Source organism: Pseudomonas sp. MWU12-2319, assembly GCF_023242525.1.
Taxonomy (GTDB): domain Bacteria; phylum Pseudomonadota; class Gammaproteobacteria; order Pseudomonadales; family Pseudomonadaceae; genus Aquipseudomonas; species Aquipseudomonas gingeri_D.
The window spans coordinates 126031-145314 of record NZ_JALJES010000015.1 but is presented as its reverse complement, the minus strand read 5'-3'; the positions used below and the strand labels follow the sequence as shown (position 1 = coordinate 145314).

The window sequence follows — 19284 nt, the reverse complement described above, 5'->3', positions numbered from 1 at the left end:
GGGTATAATCCTCGGCTTGTTTTTTGCCCGCCAAGACCTTCAGTGGATAGGGTGTTATGTCCGGAAAAGCGCAACAGCAGTCTCGCCTCAAAGAGTTGATCAGCCGTGGTCGTGAGCAGGGTTACCTGACTTACGCCGAGGTCAACGACCACCTGCCGGAGGATATTTCAGATCCGGAACAGGTGGAAGACATCATCCGCATGATCAACGACATGGGGATCAACGTATTCGAGAGTGCTCCGGATGCGGATGCCCTTTTGTTGGCCGAAGCCGATACCGACGAAGCCGCTGCCGAAGAAGCAGCGGCTGCGTTGGCGGCCGTGGAAACCGACATCGGTCGCACTACTGACCCGGTGCGCATGTACATGCGCGAAATGGGTACGGTAGAGCTGCTCACACGTGAAGGCGAAATCGAAATCGCCAAACGTATCGAGGAAGGCATCCGTGAAGTGATGGGCGCAATCGCGCACTTCCCTGGCACGGTTGATCACATCCTCAGCGAATACGATCGTGTTACCAGCGAAGGCGGTCGGCTGTCCGACGTCCTGAGCGGCTACATCGACCCGGACGACGGCATTGCGCCGCCGGCCGCCGAAGTACCGCCGCCTGTCGACGCCAAGGCCGTTAAAGCCGACGACGACACGGACGACGAAGAAGCCGAAGCCAGCGACGACGAAGAAGAAGCCGAAAGCGGTCCCGATCCGATCATTGCCGCACAGCGCTTCGGCGCCGTGGCCGAGCAAATGGAGATCACCCGCAAGGCCCTGAAAAAGCACGGTCGCAACAACAAGGCGGCGATTGCCGAACTGTTCGCCCTGGCCGAGCTGTTCATGCCGATCAAACTGGTACCGAAGCAATTCGAAGGCCTGGTCGAGCGTGTTCGTGGTGCCCTGGATCGCCTGCGTCAGCAGGAACGCGCCATCATGCAGCTGTGCGTGCGTGATGCCCGCATGCCGCGTGCCGACTTCCTGCGCCAGTTCCCGGGCAACGAAGTCGACGAAAGCTGGACCGATGCACTGGCCAAGGGCAAGAGCAAATACGCCGAAGCCATTGGTCGCGTACAGGCCGATATCGTTCGCTGCCAGCAGAAGCTGACCGCGCTCGAGACCGAAACCGGCCTGACGATTGCCGAGATCAAGGACATCAACCGTCGCATGTCGATCGGCGAGGCCAAGGCCCGCCGCGCGAAGAAAGAGATGGTTGAAGCGAACTTGCGTCTGGTGATCTCCATCGCCAAGAAGTACACCAACCGCGGTTTGCAGTTCCTCGACCTGATCCAGGAAGGCAACATCGGCCTGATGAAGGCCGTGGACAAATTCGAATACCGTCGCGGCTACAAATTCTCGACTTATGCCACCTGGTGGATCCGTCAGGCGATCACTCGCTCGATCGCCGACCAGGCCCGCACCATCCGTATTCCGGTGCACATGATCGAGACGATCAACAAGCTCAACCGCATTTCCCGGCAGATGTTGCAGGAAATGGGTCGCGAACCGACCCCGGAAGAGCTGGGCGAACGCATGGAAATGCCTGAGGACAAGATCCGCAAGGTATTGAAGATCGCTAAAGAGCCGATCTCCATGGAAACCCCGATCGGTGATGACGAAGACTCCCATCTGGGTGACTTCATCGAAGACTCGACCATGCAGTCGCCAATCGATGTCGCTACCGTTGAGAGCCTTAAAGAAGCGACACGCGAAGTACTCTCCGGCCTCACTGCCCGTGAAGCCAAGGTTCTGCGCATGCGTTTCGGCATCGACATGAATACCGACCACACCCTTGAGGAAGTCGGTAAGCAGTTCGACGTTACCCGTGAGCGGATTCGCCAGATCGAAGCCAAGGCGTTGCGCAAGCTGCGCCACCCGACGCGAAGCGAGCATTTGCGCTCCTTCCTCGACGAGTAAGACCAAAACCCCCGGCTCGCCGGGGGTTTTGCTTTCTGCAGTTTCCCTTCTCTCTGCCCGCCGTCCGTGCGCTGCCCGTCTACACTCGAATCATTCCTCCGAGCCATAACGAGACCGTTATGCCCAGACTGTCGGCCCTGCTTCTGTTTTTGCTGCTTACCTGGACCGCTACGGCTGGCGCGTTGAATCTTACCGATGATGAACGTGACTGGCTGAAAGCCCACCCGCAATTGCGCCTGGGTGTGGATGCCTCATGGCCGCCCTTTGAGTTCAGGGGCGAAAATGGCGCTTACCAGGGACTGACGAGCGATTACGCTCACCTGATCGAAAACCGCCTGAACATCACGCTCAACCCCATCGAGCCGGTGAATTGGACCGAGGTGCTGGAACAGGCGAAGGCCGGCCAGATCGACCTGCTGCCCGGCATCATGTCGACCCCGGAACGACAAGCCTATCTGTCCTTTACCCGCCCTTACCTGGATTTTCCGATTGTCATCCTGGCCCATGAAGGCGGCGCCAACCCCCATGACATGAAAGAACTCTATGGCCTGAAAATCGCCGTGGTGGAGAACTACGCACCCCACGAGCTATTGCGCAGCCATCATCCGGACCTCAACCTCGTCCCCATGCCCAATATCAGCTCGGCCCTGCTGGCCCTGGCCACCGATGAGGTCGATGCGGTCATCGGCGATCTCGCCTCCAGTGTCTGGAGCCTGAACCAGCTCAAGCTCGAAGGGCTCTACGTCAGCGGTGAAACGCCCTATCGCTACCAGTTGGCGATGGCCGTGCCCAAGGAACAGAAAGTCCTCGTGGGGATTCTCGACAAGGTTATGGCCGACATGACCGTCGCCGAAAAGGAGACGATCCAGAACCGCTGGGTGGGCAACGTCCTGACCAGTCGCTCCATCTGGGCCGATCTACTGCTTTACGGCTTGCCCTGCGTCCTGCTGCTGATCGCCATACTGGCCGCGGTCATTCGCATCAACCGCCGCCTGAGCTCGGAAATATCCCAGCGCGTGGCCCTCGAGCAGGAACTACGCAGCAGCGAATACCATTACCGCGGCCTGGTGGAGAGCCTGTCGGCCATCGCCTGGGAAGCGCGCATGGACTTCACCTACACCTACGTCTCGCCCCACGCCGAAGCCTTGCTCGGTTATCCGCTGGCCCATTGGCTGATTCCCGGCTTCTGGCGCAGCATCACCCACCCTGCCGACCTGACCCGTGCCCAGGCCTTCTGCGACAAGGAGATCATCGAGGGCCGCGACCACACGCTCGACTACCGGGTGATCAGCGCCGACGGTCGCACGCTCTGGGTCCGCGACCTGGTCAGCCTGATCGAACACGACAGTGAGCCGCTTATCCGTGGCCTGATGATCGACATCAGCGAAACCAAACGGACCGAAGAGGCGTTGCGCCTGTCCGAACAGAAATTCGCCTCGGTCTTCCAGCAATGCCCGGACATCCTGGTGATCGCCCGCCTGTCCGACGGTCACCTGCTGGAAGTCAACACCGCCTTCGAGGAACAGATCGGCATGAGCGCCCGGGAGGTGATCGGGCATACCGCTACCGAGCTCAACATCTGGGGCATCGACGGTGTCGGCTCGGGACTGCTGGAGCGGTTAAGGGGCGGCAGTATCCGTAACCTGGAGATGCCCTTCAGGCGCAGCAATGGCCAAATGTTCACCGGACTGATCTCCGCCGAGCCCTTCGAACTCGACACCACGCCGGCCCTGGTGGTGGTGGTCAGGGACATCAGCCAGCTCAAGCAAACCCAACAACAACTGCAAACCTCCGAAGAAAAGTTCGCCAAGGCCTTCCACGCCTCCCCCGACGGTTTGCTGTTGAGCCGGCAAAGCGACGGCCTGCTGCTGGAAGTCAATGAAGGTTTCAGCCACCTCACCGGCTACAACAGTGCCACCTCGCTGGATCGATCGACCCTGGAACTGGGCATCTGGGTCAACCTGAACGAACGCAAACACATGCTCGAACTGATGCGGCGCGATGGTTTCGTCCGTGATTTCAGCTGCCATATCCGCCGCAACGATGGGCAGATCCGCCTGTGCGAAGTCTCCAGCCGGCCGCTGCCGATCGGCGGAGAGGATTGCATGCTGACCATCGCCCGGGACATCACCGAACGCCACGTCATGCAGGAAAAGCTGCAACAGGCCGCCACCGTCTTCGAAAGCACTGCCGAAGGCGTACTGATCACCGATATCCAGCAACACATCAGTGCGGTCAATCGGGCCTTCAGTGAAATCACCGGCTACAGCGAAACCGAGGCCCTGGGCCACACCCCGCGCCTGCTTGCCTCCGGCCAACATGACAGCGCCTTCTATGCGGCCATGTGGCACCAGTTGACCGCCGAAGGTCATTGGCAGGGCGAGATCTGCAACCGGCGCAAGAACGGCGAGCTCTATCCTAGCTGGCTGACCATCAGTGCCGTGCGTAACCGCGAGAACGTCATCACCCACTTCGTCGCCGTGTTCGCCGACATCTCCAGCCTGAAACATGCCCAAGCGCGCCTGGACTACCAGGCCCACCACGACCCGCTGACCGGCCTGCCCAACCGCACCCTGTTCGAAAGCCGCCTGTTGGCCGCCCTGAACAGCCAGGCCGAAAACGGCGGCCAGGGGGCGGTGCTGTTTCTCGACCTCGACCGTTTCAAACATATCAACGACAGCCTCGGCCATCCGGTTGGCGACCTGTTGCTCAAGGGCATCGCCGTCAGGCTCAAGGAGCAACTGCGCGACGTCGACACCGTGGCCCGACTGGGCGGCGACGAGTTCATCATCCTGCTGCCGGGCCTGCACCAGGCCAGCGACGCCACGCACCTAGCCAACAAGCTGCTGGGTTGCTTCGGCGCGCCGTTCCAGGCGGGTGAACACGAGTTTTTTATCAGTGCCAGCATCGGTACCAGCCTCTATCCCAAGGACGGCAATGACGTCGCCAGCCTGATCAAGAACGCCGATGCGGCGATGTACCGCTCCAAGGCCAAGGGCCGTAACCGGGTCGAAAGCTATACCCGCGACCTCACGGCCCAGGCCAGTGAACGCGTGGCCCTGGAGCACGAACTGCGCCGGGCCATCGAGCGCCAGGAACTGCAACTGCTCTACCAACCCAAGATCAGTCTCCACGGCGGTCAACTGGTGGGGGCCGAGGCCTTGATTCGCTGGCAGCATCCGACCCTGGGCGAGGTACCACCGGAGCATTTCATTCCGCTGGCCGAAGAAAACGGCATGATCCTGCAGATTGGCGACTGGGTGCTGGAGCGCGCCTGCCGGCAGATGCAGCGTTGGAACAGGACCCACGGAGACTTCGGCCCGCTCTCGGTCAACCTCGCCGGCGCGCAGTTGCGCCAACCGAACCTGCTGGCGCGGATCGAACAGTTGCTCAGGGATTACCGGCTAGAGCCCGGCTGCCTGCAGTTGGAGATCACCGAGAACTTCATCATGAGCCAGGCCGAGGAGGCCCTGGAGGTCCTGCATCAACTCAAGCACCTGGGGGTGCAATTGGCCATTGATGACTTCGGCACCGGCTATTCGTCACTGAGCTACCTCAAGCGCCTGCCGCTGGATGTGTTGAAAATTGACCAGTCGTTTGTACGTGGTTTACCGGACGATCCCCATGATGCCGCTATTGTGCGCGCCATCATCGCCTTGGGCCGCAGCATGCAGTTCACGGTGATTGCCGAGGGTGTGGAGAACCAGGCACAGCAGGATTTCCTGGCCGTCGAAGGGTGCGAACAGATCCAGGGTTATATCGTCAGCCTGCCGCTACAGGCCGAAGAATTCGCCGCGACCTTCCTTCATATGAGGCTTTCGGAGTTTTCGGATAGCCCCCGCGAGAAACCATCGCTATAATTCGCGGCCTACTGAGGGCCTATAGCTCAGTTGGTTAGAGCAGAGGACTCATAATCCTTTGGTCCACGGTTCAAGTCCGTGTGGGCCCACCACCTTTGAAAGCCCCGCAATGCGGGGCTTTTGCATTTTTGGCAAAGCGAATTTTCCAGCTCGGAAACTGCCCCCCCCCTGAAAGAATACGGCACGCCGGCCCAAAACAGCCCCCTAGGGGGTCAGTTTTACATTGGCGGTGACACGCAGGACCCCAGATGCAAAATGCAAACGGAACCGGCGGTGCGAGCAAAACCGCGATCTGCCTAGCCGACTAAAGTCGCTCCCCATACACCCTGCAGTTCCCCCGGGTATGGCTTATATTGCCCCGCTTCAACCAAACACGGCCTGTGGCAGCATGTTCGCAGCACTTTAAGGAAAGACCATGTTCAGACGTTTGAGTCAGGCGCTGAGTAATATCAGTGTCAATGCCAAGCTTGCCTTGGGCTTTGGCCTGCTGCTATTGATGACCTTGCTGATCGCACTGACCGGCTGGCACAGCACCGCCAACATGATCGAACGCAGCAACAAGATCAGTGCCATCGGCACCTTGAGTTCCCTGACCAACGATTTGCGCGCCAAACGCCTACGCTACCTGGCTGATCGCAACGAACAGAACAGCGCAGCCGTGTCACTCGTACTGGACCGTATCCAGGAGCATCAGCGGTCCCTGAGTGGCGCACTGAGTATTCCGGCAGACCTGCAACTTATCGAGGAGCAAGGCCGCATCGTCGAGGACTATCGGACCCACTTCAACACGCTTGAGCAAACCTTCAAAGAGCGTGAAGCCTCGCTCGCGAAGTTGGTACAGAGCGCAACGCAAATCACCGACGCGCTCAATGAAGCCACCCAGGATCTCGTTAACGCCCCAGCGGTTGAAGGGCAAGACGAACATCTGCGTCTAAGCCAGTTTCAAGCCACTAGCTTGCTCGCCGTCCATATCCAGCAGGCGCGCATCGTGGTGTACGGTTTCATCTACAGCAATGATCCGAGCAAAGAGCAAGGCGCCCTGGCCAGTATCGACCAGATCACGAGCGAACTGCTCAAGGTTCGCGCCGCCGCCCCTCAACAACAAGGCATCCTGACGCAGGCGGAACACGTGCTGCAACAGTACCGCCAGGATGTGCAGAACTATGCCGCGCAAGTACACACCAGCCTGGAAACGCTCGATCAGATGGCGGCGTTAGGTGTCAGCCTTGAAGACCTTAGCCAGAAGCTCATAGACAACCAGAGCCAGACACGGGATAGCGAGGCAGGAAGTGCCCGTCAATTGCTGACGATCAGCACACTGCTGGCATTGGCGCTGGGCATCCTCGCGGCCTGGTTTATCACCGGGCAGATCGTCCATCCGCTGCTGGAAACCCTGAAAGTCGCGGAGCGTATCGCGGGCGGGGATCTCAGCCACGACATCAAGACCGCGCGACGTGACGAGCTGGGCCAATTGCAGCGCAGCATGCAATACATGACGGTGAGCCTGCGCAAGCTGATCGAAGGCATCAGCCTGGGCGTCACCCAGATTGCCAGCGCGGCGGAAGAGTTGTCCGCTGTTACCGAGCAGACCAGCGCGAATGTGAACAGCCAAAGAGTCGAGACGGATCAGGTCGCGACCGCCATGAACGAAATGGCCGCCACCGTACAAGAAGTGGCACGCAATACCGAAGAAGCTTCAAACGCCGCCGCCGCCGCGGATACAGAAGCGCGCGCCGGTGAAAAAGTGGTCGGTGAAGCGATCGATCAAATCGAATTACTGGCCATCGAAGTCGGCAACTCCACCGAAGCGATGAACCTTCTGGAGTTGGAAAGCGAAAAAATCGGCGGCGTGCTCGACGTGATCAAAGCAGTGGCTGAACAAACCAACCTGCTGGCACTCAATGCGGCCATTGAAGCCGCGCGAGCCGGTGAGGCCGGACGCGGCTTTGCGGTCGTAGCCGACGAAGTCCGAAGCCTGGCCCAGCGCACGCAAAAATCCACCGAAGAAATCGAAGGGCTGATCGCCGGCCTGCAAAGCGGTACCCAGAAAGTCTCGGCGGTCATGGAAAGCAGTCGTGTCCTGACGGACAACAGCGTCGAATTGACCCGTCGCGCCGTGACATCGCTGGAAAGCATCACCCGCACGGTGTCGACGATCCAATCGATGAACCAGCAGATTTCCTCCTCTGCCGAGGAGCAGAGCGCCGTGGCCGAAGAGATCCATCGCAGCTTGCTCAACGTGCGCGACATCTCCGAGCAAACCGCGAGTGCCAGCGAGGAAACAGCTGCGTCCAGCGTCGAACTGGCAAGATTGGGCCACGAGTTGCAGGAAATGGTCAGCCAATTCCGCATTTGAGAACACGTGAAAAACACATTCAGACGATTGGCGTCAATGTGCGGATTGAGCACGACCGTAGCCAGCGTCTTCTTGAGTTGCTGGCGCACGGTATTCCCGCTGGTTGTGCCACTCCTTTAACGCCCGCGCATCGAATTCAGGGCTATAGCTCCTCCAGTGAAACCTTCACTTGCTGGGGAGCTGCCAATCGCTCGCGCACCGTGGCGAGCAAAGCTTCATCTTCCTCAGTCATCAGAATCGGCTTGAACGGCAGTTGGCCGCGCTCGGCCACGTACTGCAAGGCTTGACGCATCAGCTCGGAAGGCGTGACACCAAGTTTTTCCAGCTCATGGTAAGCACGTGCTTTGAGGTCGTCGTCAATGCGGACGTTGATGAATGCCATGGGATGCTCCTCACTGTAATGACACTTGCCATTGCAGTGAGGTAAAAGGGCCCTTTTTTACAAACCCGTAAGATGTCCGTTCAGCCTGCGGATCAGAAACCCAATCGCAGCATGCGTCACTTCAATCAAATGGTTGGTCATCTAATGTGGGTGATGCGCGATGAGCTGAAGACGATCCCTCAAGCAGAGCATCCACCACAGCACGCGCCATTTCTACCGAGTGGAGCATGCCCCAGAACAGAGACCGCTCTACTGGATTCGTGTGCAAACTGATTTCGTCACCGTTCAGTTCGGCGGCTTCGAGCAATTTCGAGACGTAGATCAGCGCCTCCTGAGCATTGACGCCTGGTTGGATGGCAAAAATCGAGGGTTTGAGAGGGTCCGTATGATCGATGGTTTTGGATACGGTCAAAGCGAGGGTATCAAGCAAACGGGCTGTATGAAGCGAAGCCGATTTTACTGAACCGTTGGAGCCATCGACAATGCCATGGAGAGCACTTCCGTCATCTGGTTTGGAATCTTTGGACTCCGCGGGCGGATCGGGGGTAATTTTCTTGACCACGAGTAAAACTCCTTCCGAATTACTTGGAGGAGTTCGCCAATTTTCTCTTGTCCAGTGAAAAGGTGGCGAACTGTACGCGGGTGGACAAACCGGGGGATTAGGACCCGGCACACACAAAGTGTCCCACGCACAGCCCGCCATAACGCAGGCACAACGATACCGCTCTCACGGCATTGTGCGATTAATCCTAAATAAACCACGGGTGTCCAGTCCGCATCGCTGATTTTGCAGCGATGGTCAAAATGTAGTTTCAGTACTTGGTTGGAGCAACTTGAAAAACGTGTGCAAATGTATGCTCTTCAAGGATCAGTCGAACACTCCCTCGATTTCATCCAGCGTGGGCATTACCGCCGGCACCACGGCGAACTCACAGTCCAAAGCACCCAGGGCTCGCGCATAGGCGACCATACCCACTGACAGATCACCCTTCTCGATGGCGATGACCTTCTGTCGGGTGATGCCAGCCAAGGTAGCGAGTCGGGCTTGAGTCAACCCGCGACTCAGACGACGCTGCCGGACCTGCTCGCCAAGACGCGTTGTGATAAGGGCATAATCCATGTTCTGTATACGCGACAAACTATATTAAATGTAACGTATACCGAACCTCTGAAAAATCAAAGCAGTTATGCAGCTCAACCCAAGTGCAGCCTGCAAGCGTCTCCCAGCTAGACGATGAGCCGAATAAATCGCACAATCGGCTCACAAAATGAGCCGAATAAGCCTTTTATTCGGCTCACGCTCATGCGGAGTCCTCTATGAACGATCTGCCTCACTGGATCTGGCAACAGCCCGACTGGCCTCATTTCACCTGGCAGGAAAAGGCCCTGACGCCGCTGCTGCTGGAATGCGGACACGCCCAGGGACGCTTGCTCGGCATGGCCGCTGCCATCGGCGAGGACAGCAATGCGCAGAACGAACTGGATGCCTTGCTGCAAAACATCATCACATCATCGGCCATCGAAGGAGAGCCGTTGAATGTCGGCTCTGTCAGGTCCTCACTGGCAAGACGCCTCGGACTGAGCGCCGACCAATCCGCCAGCCCACGTAGCGAGGGCCTGGCGGAACTGCTGCTGGACGCAACGCAACACCACCAATCGCCGTTGAGCCTTGAGCGCCTGCTGTATTGGCACTCGCTGCTGTTCCAGGCCGATGAAAGCCCTCTGGCGCCGAAAATCCGTATCGGTATGCTGCGCGGCAACGAGCCGATACAGGTGGTCTCCGGACGTCTGGATCGACCTGTCGTGCATTTCGAGGCACCACCGCGGGCCGGGCTCGACGAAGAGCTGATGGCGTTTATCCACTGGTTCAACGCCAGTCAGGCAGATACGGCACTCGACCCACTATTGCGTGCCGGAGTCGCGCATTTCTGGTTCGTGACCTTGCATCCATTCGATGATGGCAATGGTCGCCTGACCCGTACCCTCACTGATCTGGCACTGGCCCAGGGCGAACAACAGGCGATTCGGTTCTATGCGATGTCCGCGAGCATTCTCGAAGACCGGAAGGGCTATTACGAAATACTCGAGTCCAGCCAAAAGGACTCGCTGGATATCACCCCTTGGCTGCAATGGTTCCTGAAAACCCTGCTGCGCAGCCTGGAGCAGGCCCAGGCCAACATCAATCGGGTACTGGTCAAGGCACGGTATTGGCAACAACATCGCCATCTTCAACTCTCGCCAGAGCAACTCAAAGTTATCAACAGGCTGCTCGATGGCGGTGAGAGAGGTTTCGAGGGTGGTATCAATGCCGCGCAATACCAGGCAGTCACCAAAGTCAGTAAGGCGACCGCGACCCGCCATCTGGCGGATCTTCTGGAGAAAGGTTGCCTCTACCGACTTCCCGGGGGCGGACGCAGTACCCGCTATCAGATTCCCAGCTTGCGCGGCGCTCCCACCTGATTCAACCGGCGAAGTTATCGATCTTGACCTGTCCCTCGGGAAAGGTTGCGATGATCTCCAATTCACCACCCATGGCACGGATGTAATTGCGCAACGTGCTGATGTACATGTCCGTGCGCCGCTCCATCTTGGAAACGGCGGCTTGATTGATGTGCAATGCCTTGGCCAAGGCATCCTGACTTAGCTGTTGCGCCTGACGAAGCTCATGTAACGGCATTTCAGCACGCAGTTGTTGGTACATGGCATCGACACGCACGCGCGATTCAGGCGAGCGCCGTGCCACCAAATCGGCGAATTTCTTAGCCATTGTCAAAACCCTCTTTTCTCAAGGTATCCAGATGCTCGTCGTACAGGCGTTCGGCCTTGGGGATGTTTTCTTCGTACCAGCGGTCCTGACCCGTCTTGTCGCCCCCCAATAGCAAAATGGCACAACGACGCGGGTCGAATACGTACAACACGCGATAAGGCCTTCCCCCATGCTGTATTCGCAACTCGCGCAAATGCCCATAACGTGAGCCTTTGATGTGGCTGCTGTGAGGGAAACCCAGGTGTGGACCGAGGTCGCCCAGCAACATGACCGTCACCTCGACAGAATCTTGCTCGGATTCAGTCAAGCGATCCCACCAACACTCAAATTCATTGGTGTATTCAATTTCCCAGTTCGCGCTCAAAGTATGCCATCCAAGGAATATAACCCCCAAGGAATTTTTCATGGTTTTTGACCCGAGGCAATAGAGGCAAACAATGAGAAACAATAAGGCCAGAGCCGGGCCCCATCTTGACGTCCTCTCCCAGCTCCTCGTCGTGCGAGCGATCAGTCCGCCCTATTCATAGGGCGCTCCAACCTGAGCACCACTCGCACGAGCGCTTCGAATCCCGCCCATGCATCCGAATCTGTAACATGTGAGGTCTTCAACCCCCTTCACCGGAGCCCGACCTTGTCCGACACCCGCCCTCCCGCCCTCGATGAAATCGACCGTCAGTTGATTTCCGCGCTACAGATCAATGCCCGTGAAAGCGTGGCGATGCTGGCTCGGCAGTTGGGGATCGCGCGCACCACGGTCACCTCGCGGCTGGCACGTCTGGAAAAGGCCAAGGTCATTACCGGTTATGGCGTGCGACTGGGTCAGCGGGTGGTCGATGGTGGTTTGCAGGCCTATGTCGGGATCACGGTCCAGCCGCGCTCGGGCAAGGATGTGGTGCGGCGGCTCAGTGCCATGGCGCAGATCCAGCAGCTCTGTGCTGTAAGCGGCGAGTTTGACTATGTGGCCTGGCTGCGCAGCGATTCGCCGGAACAGCTGGACCAGTTGCTCGACCAGATCGGCAGCGTTGAAGGGGTGGAGAAAACCACTACCTCGATCATTCTCAGTAGCAAGGTGGATCGGGGGCAGCCGGTTTAACCCCGCAAATTTGCTGGCTGAATGCAGTATCTGTAGGAGCGGCCAGTCGACGCTCGATTGCCCGCGAAGCTTTTAGCGCCCTCAAGGTCCTCTTCGCGGGCAAGCCCTGCTCCTACAGGTACGCATCGCTTCGAACAAATAGTTCGTCATAAAGCATCATACAAGATCAAAACGACGACACTTTGCGTCTTATTAACGCACTCCCCGCTCCCTACAATGGCCTCAGTCTTTTCCTATCTATACTCCAGCCGGACACACCGCCCGGCCCGAGTCGCCAGCAAGGTCAGCCATGAACAAGAACAATCGCCATCCTGCCGACGGTAAAAAACCCATCACCATCTTCGGCCCGGACTTCCCGTTCGCCTTCGATGACTGGATCGAGCACCCAGCCGGACTGGGCAGCATCCCGTCGGAAAACCACGGGGCGGAAGTGGCGATTGTCGGTGCCGGGATCGCCGGGCTGGTGGCCGCTTACGAACTGATGAAACTGGGCCTCAAGCCGGTCGTCTACGAAGCCTCGAAAATGGGCGGACGCCTGCGCTCCCAGGCCTTTGAAGGCGCCGAAGGCATCATCGCCGAACTCGGCGGCATGCGTTTCCCGGTCTCGTCCACGGCGTTCTACCACTACGTGGACAAGCTCGGCCTCGAGACCAAACCCTTCCCCAACCCGCTGACCCCGGCCTCCGGCAGCACGGTGATCGACCTCGAAGGCGAAACCTACTACGCCGAGAAACTCGCCGACCTGCCCGCCATGTTCCAGGAAGTCGCCGACGCCTGGGCCGACGCCCTGGAAGACGGTTCGCGCTTCGGCGATATCCAGCAGGCCATTCGCGACCGCGATGTGCCGCGCCTGAAAGAACTGTGGAACACCCTGGTCCCACTGTGGGACGACCGCACCTTCTACGACTTCGTCGCCACCTCCAAGGCCTTCGCCAAGCTGTCGTTCCAGCACCGCGAAGTGTTCGGCCAGGTCGGTTTCGGCACCGGCGGCTGGGACTCGGACTTCCCCAACTCGATGCTGGAAATCTTCCGCGTGGTGATGACCAACTGCGACGATCACCAGCACCTGGTAGTCGGCGGTGTGGAGCAAGTCCCCCTGGGCATCTGGCGCCATGTGCCGCAACGCTGCGCCCATTGGCCGGCCGGCACCAGCCTGAGCAGCCTGCACCACGGAGCGCCACGTACCGGCGTCAAACGTATTACCCGCGATGCCGACGGTCAGTTCGCGGTCACCGACAACTGGGGCGATACCCGTCAGTACGCCGCCGTCCTCGTCACCTGCCAGAGCTGGCTGCTGACCACCCAGATCGAATGCGAGGAGTCGCTGTTCTCCCAGAAGATGTGGATGGCCCTCGATCGCACACGCTACATGCAGTCCTCGAAGACCTTTGTCATGGTCGACCGGCCGTTCTGGAAGGACAAGGATCCGCAAACCGGTCGTGACCTGATGAGTATGACCCTCACCGATCGCCTGACCCGTGGCACTTACCTGTTCGACAACGGTGACGACAAGCCCGGCGTGATCTGCCTGTCGTACTCGTGGATGAGCGACGCCCTGAAAATGCTCCCGCAACCCATCGAAAAACGGGTGAAGCTGGCCCTGGACGCGCTGAAGAAGATCTACCCGAAAGTGGATATCGCCGCGCGCATCATCGGCGATCCGATTACCGTGTCCTGGGAAGCCGACCCGCATTTCCTCGGTGCCTTCAAAGGCGCCCTGCCCGGCCACTACCGCTACAACCAGCGGATGTACGCGCACTTCATGCAGGCCGATATGCCCGCCGAACACCGCGGCATCTTCATTGCCGGTGACGATGTGTCCTGGACGCCGGCCTGGGTCGAAGGAGCGGTACAGACTTCGCTCAACGCCGTGTGGGGCATCATGAACCACTTCGGTGGACGCACCCACGCCGAGAACCCGGGACCGGGCGATGTCTTCAAGGACATCGGCCCGATTGCCCTGGCCGACTGAAAGGAACGCGCCTGTGCAGATCGCTCTCTATCAATGCCCGCCGCAACCGCTGGATGTCGCGGGCAACCTGCAACGCTTGCAGCGCCTGACCGTCGAGGCCCGTGGCGTGGATATGCTGGTGCTCCCGGAAATGTTCCTGACCGGCTACAACATCGGTGCCGAAGCGGTGGGTGCCCTGGCCGAAGCTAGCGATGGCACCAGCGCACAGCATATTGCCGCCCTCGCCCGGGCGGCGAACATGGCCATTGTCTACGGCTACCCGGAGCGTGCCGAGGACGGCCAGATCTACAACGCGGTGCAGTTGATCGACGCCCAGGGCCAGAGCCTGTGCAACTACCGCAAGACCCACCTCTACGGCGACCTGGATCATTCGATGTTCAGCGCCGGGCCCGACCACTTCCCGGTGGTGGAACTCGGCGGCTGGAAACTCGGACTGTTGATCTGCTACGACGTCGAGTTCCCGGAAAACGCCCGGCGCCTGGCCTTGAGCGGCGCCGAGGTGATTCTGGTGCCCACCGCCAATATGGTGCCGTTCGACTTCGTCGCCGATGTCACCATCCGCGCCCGGGCCTTCGAGAACCAGTGTTTTGTGGCGTACGCCAACTACTGCGGGAACGAGGGCGATATCCAGTACTGCGGCCAGAGCAGCATCGCCGCACCGGACGGCAGCCGCCTGGCCCGCGCCGGCCTGGATGAAACCCTTATCGTCGCCACCCTGGACCGTTCGCTGATGCAAGCCTCACGGGCCAGCAACCGCTATCTGCTGGACCGCCGTCCGGAGCTCTATACGGACCTGAGCCAGGACTGAGCGAGCGTTATCCGCTAAAATGGGCGTTCCTCTTCCAAGGAAACGCCCATGTCCCTGCCAACCGCTCCCGACTCCGAAGGTCCGGTGTCCTCGAACGAATCCGGGGAGCCAGCACAAACACCGCCGCCCGTAGCGCCCTCAGAACCTGCCGATCGCGCCGGTTTGATTCGCGGACAAACCAGCGCCCACCGTGGGCTGCGCACCTTTGCCCAGGACCGCTCACGCAATCGGCGCGAACGTTAGGCCAATATCTGCAAGCCGTATTTCTGCACGATGCTCAATAATTTGAGCGCCATGCCGCTGGGTTGCTTGTCGCCCGCCTCCCACTGCTTCACGGTCGAGGCACTGGTGTTCAGGTAACGGGCAAAAACCGGCTGACTGACGTGGTTATGCTCACGCAGCTGCTTGATCTGTTCCGGCGCGATTTCATCCGGGACCTGCGCCAGGCAGGACTCATCGAACTCACGCATGGTCGCCTTGCTGATCGCCCCAATGGCCTGCAACGCGCTGGCCGATTCATGAATCGATTCCAGTGCCTCGCTTTTAAATGTCTTGGTCATGACCTATCTCCACAAACTCTTTCATTTCCACTAGCTGTTGGACCTGCTGTTCGCTGAGTCCCTCATAGGCTTTGGCCAGCGCCTTGAAGGCACTGAGCTCCTGTGCCGTGATATTGCTCTGATCGCTTTTGGCGAACAGAAACTGGAAGACCCAGTAACAACGCCCCCTCGCCAATACAATGGAGCGATGACGGTTCTCGTTGAGCCGCTTCTTCCAGACACCGCCGCCCAGATTGTCCGCCTGACCACTAATGGCTTCCCTCATAGCCGCGACTAGCGCTGCATCGGTGATCAGTGCCTTTCTCGCATCGACGCTGAAGCGCCGAGTTTTGAAAAACCTATATGGCATGGAAATCCTTCTCCAAAAAACATACCACTCAGTGGTATATAAATTCAAGTCCGTCACACACCTCGTTGGTCGGACTCCTGAAGGAGCGTCCTTGTGTAAACAGTGCGCCCTGAACGCCGCCCACAAAAAAACACCCCGTGCCAAAAGAGTCAGGCACAGGGCGACGCGTTATACCGCGAGACGGTTCTTGAATTCGTTGGGGAAAAGGCGCCAGTCAATATCAGACGGCAATGCCCTTGCGGCACTGGACCTGGGCGGTCCGCACTCGGGAAAAGGCGCGGGCCAGGCGCAACAGCATCTCGTCGATGTCGCCCTTGCTGACGTTAAGTGCCGGTGAAAAACGCAGGCAATCGGCTTTCGGCGCATCCAGCAGCAGCCCTTCCTGCAGTGCCGCCTTGAGCAGCGCATCCGCCGAATCATCCCCCAGGGTCAGGCCCCAGAGCAGGCCCGTACCGCGCAACTCTCCCTGTGCATAACGTTGGGCCAGGCGCGTCAGCCCATCACGCAGGTACTGCCCGGTTTCGCGGACCCGTGTGAGAAAATCACCCGAGAGCAGCGTCTCCAGCACCGCCAGCCCGGCACTGCACATCATCGCATTGCCATGGTGACTGCCACCGATTTCGCCGGGTGCGAAGCAGCACGCCTTGCCCCGCGCCAACAGGGCGGCCAGCGGCACGCCACCGCCCAGGCCCTTGCCCAGGGTGACGACGTCCGCCGTCACGCCATACTGCTGTTCGACCAGCAAGGTGCCACAGCGCCCCATGCCGGTCTGCACTTCATCCAGGATCAGCAGGATGCCCAACTCACGGCATAGCCGTTCGACCCCCTTGAGGTAGTGCCCGGTCGCCGGAATCACCCCGGCGGCACTCTGGATCGGTTCCAGCATGATCGCGACGGTCTTGGCATCCACGGCGGCATGCAAGGCCGGCAAGTCATTGAATGGCACCTGGCTGAAGCCCGGCAGTTGCGGCTCGAATCGATTGTCAAAAGCCTCCGACGCGGCCATGGCGCCGAAACCACTACCGTGACAGGCGTTGCTCACCGAGATGATCCGAGACGCACCACCGCGATTTAGTTGCCCCCACTTGCGTGCCAGCTTGATCGCGCCGTCGCAGGCTTCGGAGCCGCTATTGAAAAAATGCACCTGGTCGCAGCTGGTGCTCTCGCACAGTCGCTGGGCCAGATTCAGTTGCCCTTGGTTATGAAACCCCGCCCCGACATTGATCAACCCGTAGGCCTGGTCGGACAAAGCCCGGGCCAGAACACCGGGGCTGTGACCGAGACTGTTGCTCCCACCACCCTGGCTGAAATCCAGATAAGCCTGGCCCTGCGTATCCCATACCGAGGATCCCTGGCCACGAACGAACACCGGGGCGAGACGCGCGACAGTCGGCATCAGGCATTCATGGCTGACACTGTCTTGCCGGGAAACTTGCCGGTACTCGGCCGTCAGGTCATCGAGACTCGGCGGCGTACGACGTAAGCTGAACAGGTTCATGCGCGCAGACCTTCCAGCGGCAGGCCGAGCAACCGCGCCGACCAGTCTTCCACTCGCCCGCTGCGCAGGCGCTTGATGGCCGTGTCGCGCCAGCGCGAAGACAGCGCAGGACAATCCACCAGCATCTTCAAGCCCGCCTGCTCCAAGGGCTCCTGGAAGAAGGCCTGCAGCGCCCAGGCCACGGTCAGGTCGGGATAGCTGCGCTGAATCAGTTCGAACGGTTGGTCGGCGCTGACAAAGCCCGACTTGAGCACCCGGTAGAACCAACCGCAGCGCCCTGTGTCCTGGGCCTCTTGCGGCAGGTCCGGCAAGGTTCCGAGACGACTCAGGCGATAACAGGCCGAGCGCGGCTGGCTGACCTGCAACAACGCACCGCCCCAGCGAAACAGATCGCCCAGGCAGACCTGCTCCTCGGTCAGGCCCCGCGTCGACACGTTCTCGCCAAAGGCCGGTGCCGCCCAATCGAGCTGTGGATAACGTTGCCGCCAGTAGGCGTAATGCTCGGCGGGATAGTGATGCAGCGCCCGCTCGGGCCCGGTATGGAAGCGCGGATCGCCGTGCTCGTCGCTGCCCAGGCCCTGTGGCCACAACCAGAGCCGGTTGGCAACCCGGTGTTTATCCGTATCGCCGAGCAAACCCTGTCCGAGATTTTTTGCCTTGCCTATGTAAACACCGTCCACGCAAACAGTATTCATCGCGTTCTATGGCCCTGTAAGCCTTGTGATTGGGGTTAGACTAGGCTTCCCCGGCACTCGCGGCCATTTCGTTTTTCGAGCATTTTCGATAAGTACAGCTTATGGATTTCAAGCAACTGCGTTATTTCGTCGCGGTGTATGAAGAAGGCCATGTCGGCCGGGCCGCCGAACGCCTGTCGATCTCGCAACCGGCCCTGTCGCAGCAGATCCGCCAGCTCGAACACAACCTCGATGTGGGCCTGTTCGAACGCAGCAGCAAGCGCCTGCTGCCGACCCTCGCCGCCCATACGCTCTACAACCACGCACTACCGCTGCTCGATGGTCTGCAACGGGCTCGGGACGACCTGCGCAACTTCCAGGGCCAGGCCCTGCGCACCCTGGCCATCGGCGTGCTGCAGACCGTGCACACCAGCCTGGTGCCGCAGATGCTGGAACGGGTGCGCAAGGCCCAACCGCACCTGGTGGTGCAGATCTACGAATTGACCGGCATGGAGATCGAGCGACGCCTGCTCAATGGTTCGCTGGATATCGGCATCAGCTATCTGCCGCCGCGCCAACCTGGCTTGCATGGGGTGCTGTTGTACGAAGATGAGCTGCAACTGGTGATCCCGAGCGATCATCCACTGCGCGAATTCAAGAAGGTCTCCTTGAGCCAGGCCGCCGAACTGCCGATGTTGCTGCTCGGTGAGGAATTCCAGATCCGCCAGATCTGGCAGGGGCAACTGGCCAATCTGGGGCGACGCCCTCAGGTCCAGGCCGAGCTGAACAATATGGCCGGCATCCTCGACAGCCTGCCACACACACGATTGGCAACGGTGCTGCCGGGCCGCTCACGGCATGAGCATGACGACGACCTGCTGCTGTGGAAGCCGCTGACCGAACCGCGGGTTGCCTTGAAAGTCGGGCTGGTATGTCGCGATGTGCAGCGCCAGCAGGCAACACTGGAGTTGTTGCGCAACTTGCTCGAAGACGTGATGGTGACGAACCGCCCGGGCGGGCATCCGCCGCCAGTACGAGAAGGGCTGAACTGACCGCTACTT

General features: G+C 59.7%; 18 protein-coding genes, 1 tRNA gene and 1 pseudogene. 10 read left to right on the top strand and 10 right to left on the bottom strand.

Annotation, left to right across the window (positions count from 1 at the left end; all coding sequences use genetic code 11):
- Positions 1-56 precede the first annotated feature (56 nt).
- The 4 genes from rpoD (at position 57) to M5C01_RS23440 (ending at position 8120) form a co-directional block, all read left to right on the top strand.
- Positions 57-1904: an RNA polymerase sigma factor RpoD gene (gene rpoD, locus M5C01_RS23455; RefSeq protein ID WP_152741054.1), complete on the top strand. Its 1848-nt coding sequence runs from the start codon at positions 57-59 to the stop codon at positions 1902-1904.
- A 119-nt stretch (positions 1905-2023) separates the two neighbouring features.
- Positions 2024-5764, top strand: a complete 3741-nt coding sequence (locus tag M5C01_RS23450; RefSeq protein ID WP_152741055.1) for an EAL domain-containing protein — start codon at positions 2024-2026, stop codon at positions 5762-5764.
- Positions 5765-5779: 15 nt separating this feature from the next.
- A tRNA-Ile gene (locus tag M5C01_RS23445) sits at positions 5780-5856 on the top strand.
- Positions 5857-6179: 323 nt separating this feature from the next.
- Positions 6180-8120, top strand: coding sequence for a methyl-accepting chemotaxis protein (locus M5C01_RS23440; protein ID WP_152741056.1), 1941 nt, complete (start codon positions 6180-6182; stop codon positions 8118-8120).
- Positions 8121-8137: 17 nt separating this feature from the next.
- Here the strand turns inward: M5C01_RS23440 and M5C01_RS23435 are convergent.
- From M5C01_RS23435 to M5C01_RS23420, 4 genes and pseudogenes are all read right to left on the bottom strand, one after another.
- Positions 8138-8270: pseudogene (locus M5C01_RS23435) on the bottom strand (type II toxin-antitoxin system mRNA interferase toxin, RelE/StbE family); the annotation flags it as partial.
- The gene (locus M5C01_RS23430; RefSeq protein ID WP_152741057.1) at positions 8263-8502 is read right to left on the bottom strand and encodes a type II toxin-antitoxin system RelB/DinJ family antitoxin; all 240 of its coding nucleotides are present in this window, start codon (positions 8500-8502) and stop codon (positions 8263-8265) included. The gene M5C01_RS23430 and the pseudogene M5C01_RS23435, both read right to left, overlap by 8 nt.
- Before the next feature lie 121 nt (positions 8503-8623).
- A complete protein-coding gene (locus M5C01_RS23425) occupies positions 8624-8986 on the bottom strand; it encodes a hypothetical protein (RefSeq protein WP_248764402.1) in 363 nt (120 codons plus the stop codon).
- Between the two features lie 384 nt (positions 8987-9370).
- Positions 9371-9622 carry a helix-turn-helix domain-containing protein gene (locus tag M5C01_RS23420; RefSeq protein WP_152741058.1) on the bottom strand — a complete coding sequence of 84 codons (252 nt, stop codon included), beginning with the start codon at positions 9620-9622 and terminating at the stop codon, positions 9371-9373.
- Between the two features lie 197 nt (positions 9623-9819).
- Between M5C01_RS23420 and M5C01_RS23415 the strand changes: the two genes are divergently transcribed.
- Positions 9820-10962 (top strand): Fic family protein, encoded by a 1143-nt coding sequence (locus tag M5C01_RS23415; RefSeq protein WP_152741059.1) that lies wholly within the window; start codon positions 9820-9822, stop codon positions 10960-10962.
- A 1-nt stretch (position 10963) separates the two neighbouring features.
- Here M5C01_RS23415 and M5C01_RS23410 read toward each other — a convergent pair whose 3' ends face one another.
- The gene (locus tag M5C01_RS23410; protein WP_152741060.1) at positions 10964-11269 is read right to left on the bottom strand and encodes an XRE family transcriptional regulator; all 306 of its coding nucleotides are present in this window, start codon (positions 11267-11269) and stop codon (positions 10964-10966) included.
- Positions 11262-11675, bottom strand: coding sequence for a type II toxin-antitoxin system RelE/ParE family toxin (locus tag M5C01_RS23405; RefSeq protein ID WP_152741061.1), 414 nt, complete (start codon positions 11673-11675; stop codon positions 11262-11264). Before M5C01_RS23405 ends, M5C01_RS23410 begins: the two co-directional genes overlap by 8 nt.
- A 225-nt stretch (positions 11676-11900) precedes the next feature.
- On the opposite strand from M5C01_RS23405, the gene M5C01_RS23400 reads away from it, so the two are divergent.
- The 4 genes from M5C01_RS23400 (at position 11901) to M5C01_RS23385 (ending at position 15385) form a co-directional block, all read left to right on the top strand.
- Positions 11901-12362 carry an Lrp/AsnC family transcriptional regulator gene (locus M5C01_RS23400; protein ID WP_100938519.1) on the top strand — a complete coding sequence of 154 codons (462 nt, stop codon included), beginning with the start codon at positions 11901-11903 and terminating at the stop codon, positions 12360-12362.
- A gap of 289 nt (positions 12363-12651) precedes the next feature.
- Positions 12652-14334 (top strand): NAD(P)/FAD-dependent oxidoreductase, encoded by a 1683-nt coding sequence (locus M5C01_RS23395; protein ID WP_152741062.1) that lies wholly within the window; start codon positions 12652-12654, stop codon positions 14332-14334.
- 13 nt (positions 14335-14347) lie between these two features.
- The gene (locus M5C01_RS23390; protein WP_178129955.1) at positions 14348-15142 is read left to right on the top strand and encodes a carbon-nitrogen hydrolase family protein; all 795 of its coding nucleotides are present in this window, start codon (positions 14348-14350) and stop codon (positions 15140-15142) included.
- Between the two features lie 48 nt (positions 15143-15190).
- Positions 15191-15385 carry a hypothetical protein gene (locus M5C01_RS23385; RefSeq protein ID WP_152741064.1) on the top strand — a complete coding sequence of 65 codons (195 nt, stop codon included), beginning with the start codon at positions 15191-15193 and terminating at the stop codon, positions 15383-15385.
- Here M5C01_RS23385 and M5C01_RS23380 read toward each other — a convergent pair.
- The 4 genes from M5C01_RS23380 to M5C01_RS23365 form a co-directional block, all read right to left on the bottom strand.
- Complete coding sequence (locus M5C01_RS23380; RefSeq protein WP_152741065.1) at positions 15382-15702, bottom strand: DNA-binding transcriptional regulator; 321 nt, start codon at positions 15700-15702, stop codon at positions 15382-15384. The two genes, M5C01_RS23385 and M5C01_RS23380, sit on opposite strands and share 4 nt — an antisense overlap.
- Positions 15686-16051, bottom strand: coding sequence for a type II toxin-antitoxin system RelE/ParE family toxin (locus tag M5C01_RS23375; protein ID WP_152741066.1), 366 nt, complete (start codon positions 16049-16051; stop codon positions 15686-15688). The genes M5C01_RS23380 and M5C01_RS23375 overlap by 17 nt, the downstream gene beginning before the upstream one ends.
- Positions 16052-16271: 220 nt before the next feature.
- Positions 16272-17549: an aminotransferase class III-fold pyridoxal phosphate-dependent enzyme gene (locus tag M5C01_RS23370; protein WP_152741067.1), complete on the bottom strand. Its 1278-nt coding sequence runs from the start codon at positions 17547-17549 to the stop codon at positions 16272-16274.
- Positions 17546-18244, bottom strand: a complete 699-nt coding sequence (locus M5C01_RS23365; RefSeq protein WP_152741068.1) for an MOSC domain-containing protein — start codon at positions 18242-18244, stop codon at positions 17546-17548. The genes M5C01_RS23370 and M5C01_RS23365 overlap by 4 nt, the downstream gene beginning before the upstream one ends.
- Positions 18245-18345: 101 nt before the next feature.
- Between M5C01_RS23365 and M5C01_RS23360 the strand changes: the two genes are divergently transcribed.
- On the top strand, positions 18346-19275 hold the full coding sequence (locus tag M5C01_RS23360) for a LysR substrate-binding domain-containing protein (RefSeq protein ID WP_103497069.1): 930 nt from the start codon (positions 18346-18348) through the stop codon (positions 19273-19275).
- The last annotated feature ends 9 nt before the right edge of the window (positions 19276-19284 follow it).

What these genes read in the sequence shown, in the direction of transcription:
- rpoD (WP_152741054.1), top strand. Translation starts at nt 57, where the DNA reads ATGTCCGGAAAAGCGCAACAGCAGTCTCGCCTCAAAGAGTTGATCAGC.
- M5C01_RS23450 (WP_152741055.1), top strand. Translation starts at nt 2,024, where the DNA reads ATGCCCAGACTGTCGGCCCTGCTTCTGTTTTTGCTGCTTACCTGGACC.
- M5C01_RS23440 (WP_152741056.1), top strand. Translation starts at nt 6,180, where the DNA reads ATGTTCAGACGTTTGAGTCAGGCGCTGAGTAATATCAGTGTCAATGCC.
- M5C01_RS23430 (WP_152741057.1), bottom strand. Translation starts at nt 8,502, where the DNA reads ATGGCATTCATCAACGTCCGCATTGACGACGACCTCAAAGCACGTGCT.
- M5C01_RS23420 (WP_152741058.1), bottom strand. Translation starts at nt 9,622, where the DNA reads ATGGATTATGCCCTTATCACAACGCGTCTTGGCGAGCAGGTCCGGCAG.
- M5C01_RS23415 (WP_152741059.1), top strand. Translation starts at nt 9,820, where the DNA reads ATGAACGATCTGCCTCACTGGATCTGGCAACAGCCCGACTGGCCTCAT.
- M5C01_RS23410 (WP_152741060.1), bottom strand. Translation starts at nt 11,269, where the DNA reads ATGGCTAAGAAATTCGCCGATTTGGTGGCACGGCGCTCGCCTGAATCG.
- M5C01_RS23405 (WP_152741061.1), bottom strand. Translation starts at nt 11,675, where the DNA reads ATGAAAAATTCCTTGGGGGTTATATTCCTTGGATGGCATACTTTGAGC.
- M5C01_RS23395 (WP_152741062.1), top strand. Translation starts at nt 12,652, where the DNA reads ATGAACAAGAACAATCGCCATCCTGCCGACGGTAAAAAACCCATCACC.
- M5C01_RS23385 (WP_152741064.1), top strand. Translation starts at nt 15,191, where the DNA reads ATGTCCCTGCCAACCGCTCCCGACTCCGAAGGTCCGGTGTCCTCGAAC.
- M5C01_RS23380 (WP_152741065.1), bottom strand. Translation starts at nt 15,702, where the DNA reads ATGACCAAGACATTTAAAAGCGAGGCACTGGAATCGATTCATGAATCG.
- M5C01_RS23375 (WP_152741066.1), bottom strand. Translation starts at nt 16,051, where the DNA reads ATGCCATATAGGTTTTTCAAAACTCGGCGCTTCAGCGTCGATGCGAGA.
- M5C01_RS23370 (WP_152741067.1), bottom strand. Translation starts at nt 17,549, where the DNA reads ATGAACCTGTTCAGCTTACGTCGTACGCCGCCGAGTCTCGATGACCTG.
- M5C01_RS23365 (WP_152741068.1), bottom strand. Translation starts at nt 18,244, where the DNA reads ATGAATACTGTTTGCGTGGACGGTGTTTACATAGGCAAGGCAAAAAAT.
- M5C01_RS23360 (WP_103497069.1), top strand. Translation starts at nt 18,346, where the DNA reads ATGGATTTCAAGCAACTGCGTTATTTCGTCGCGGTGTATGAAGAAGGC.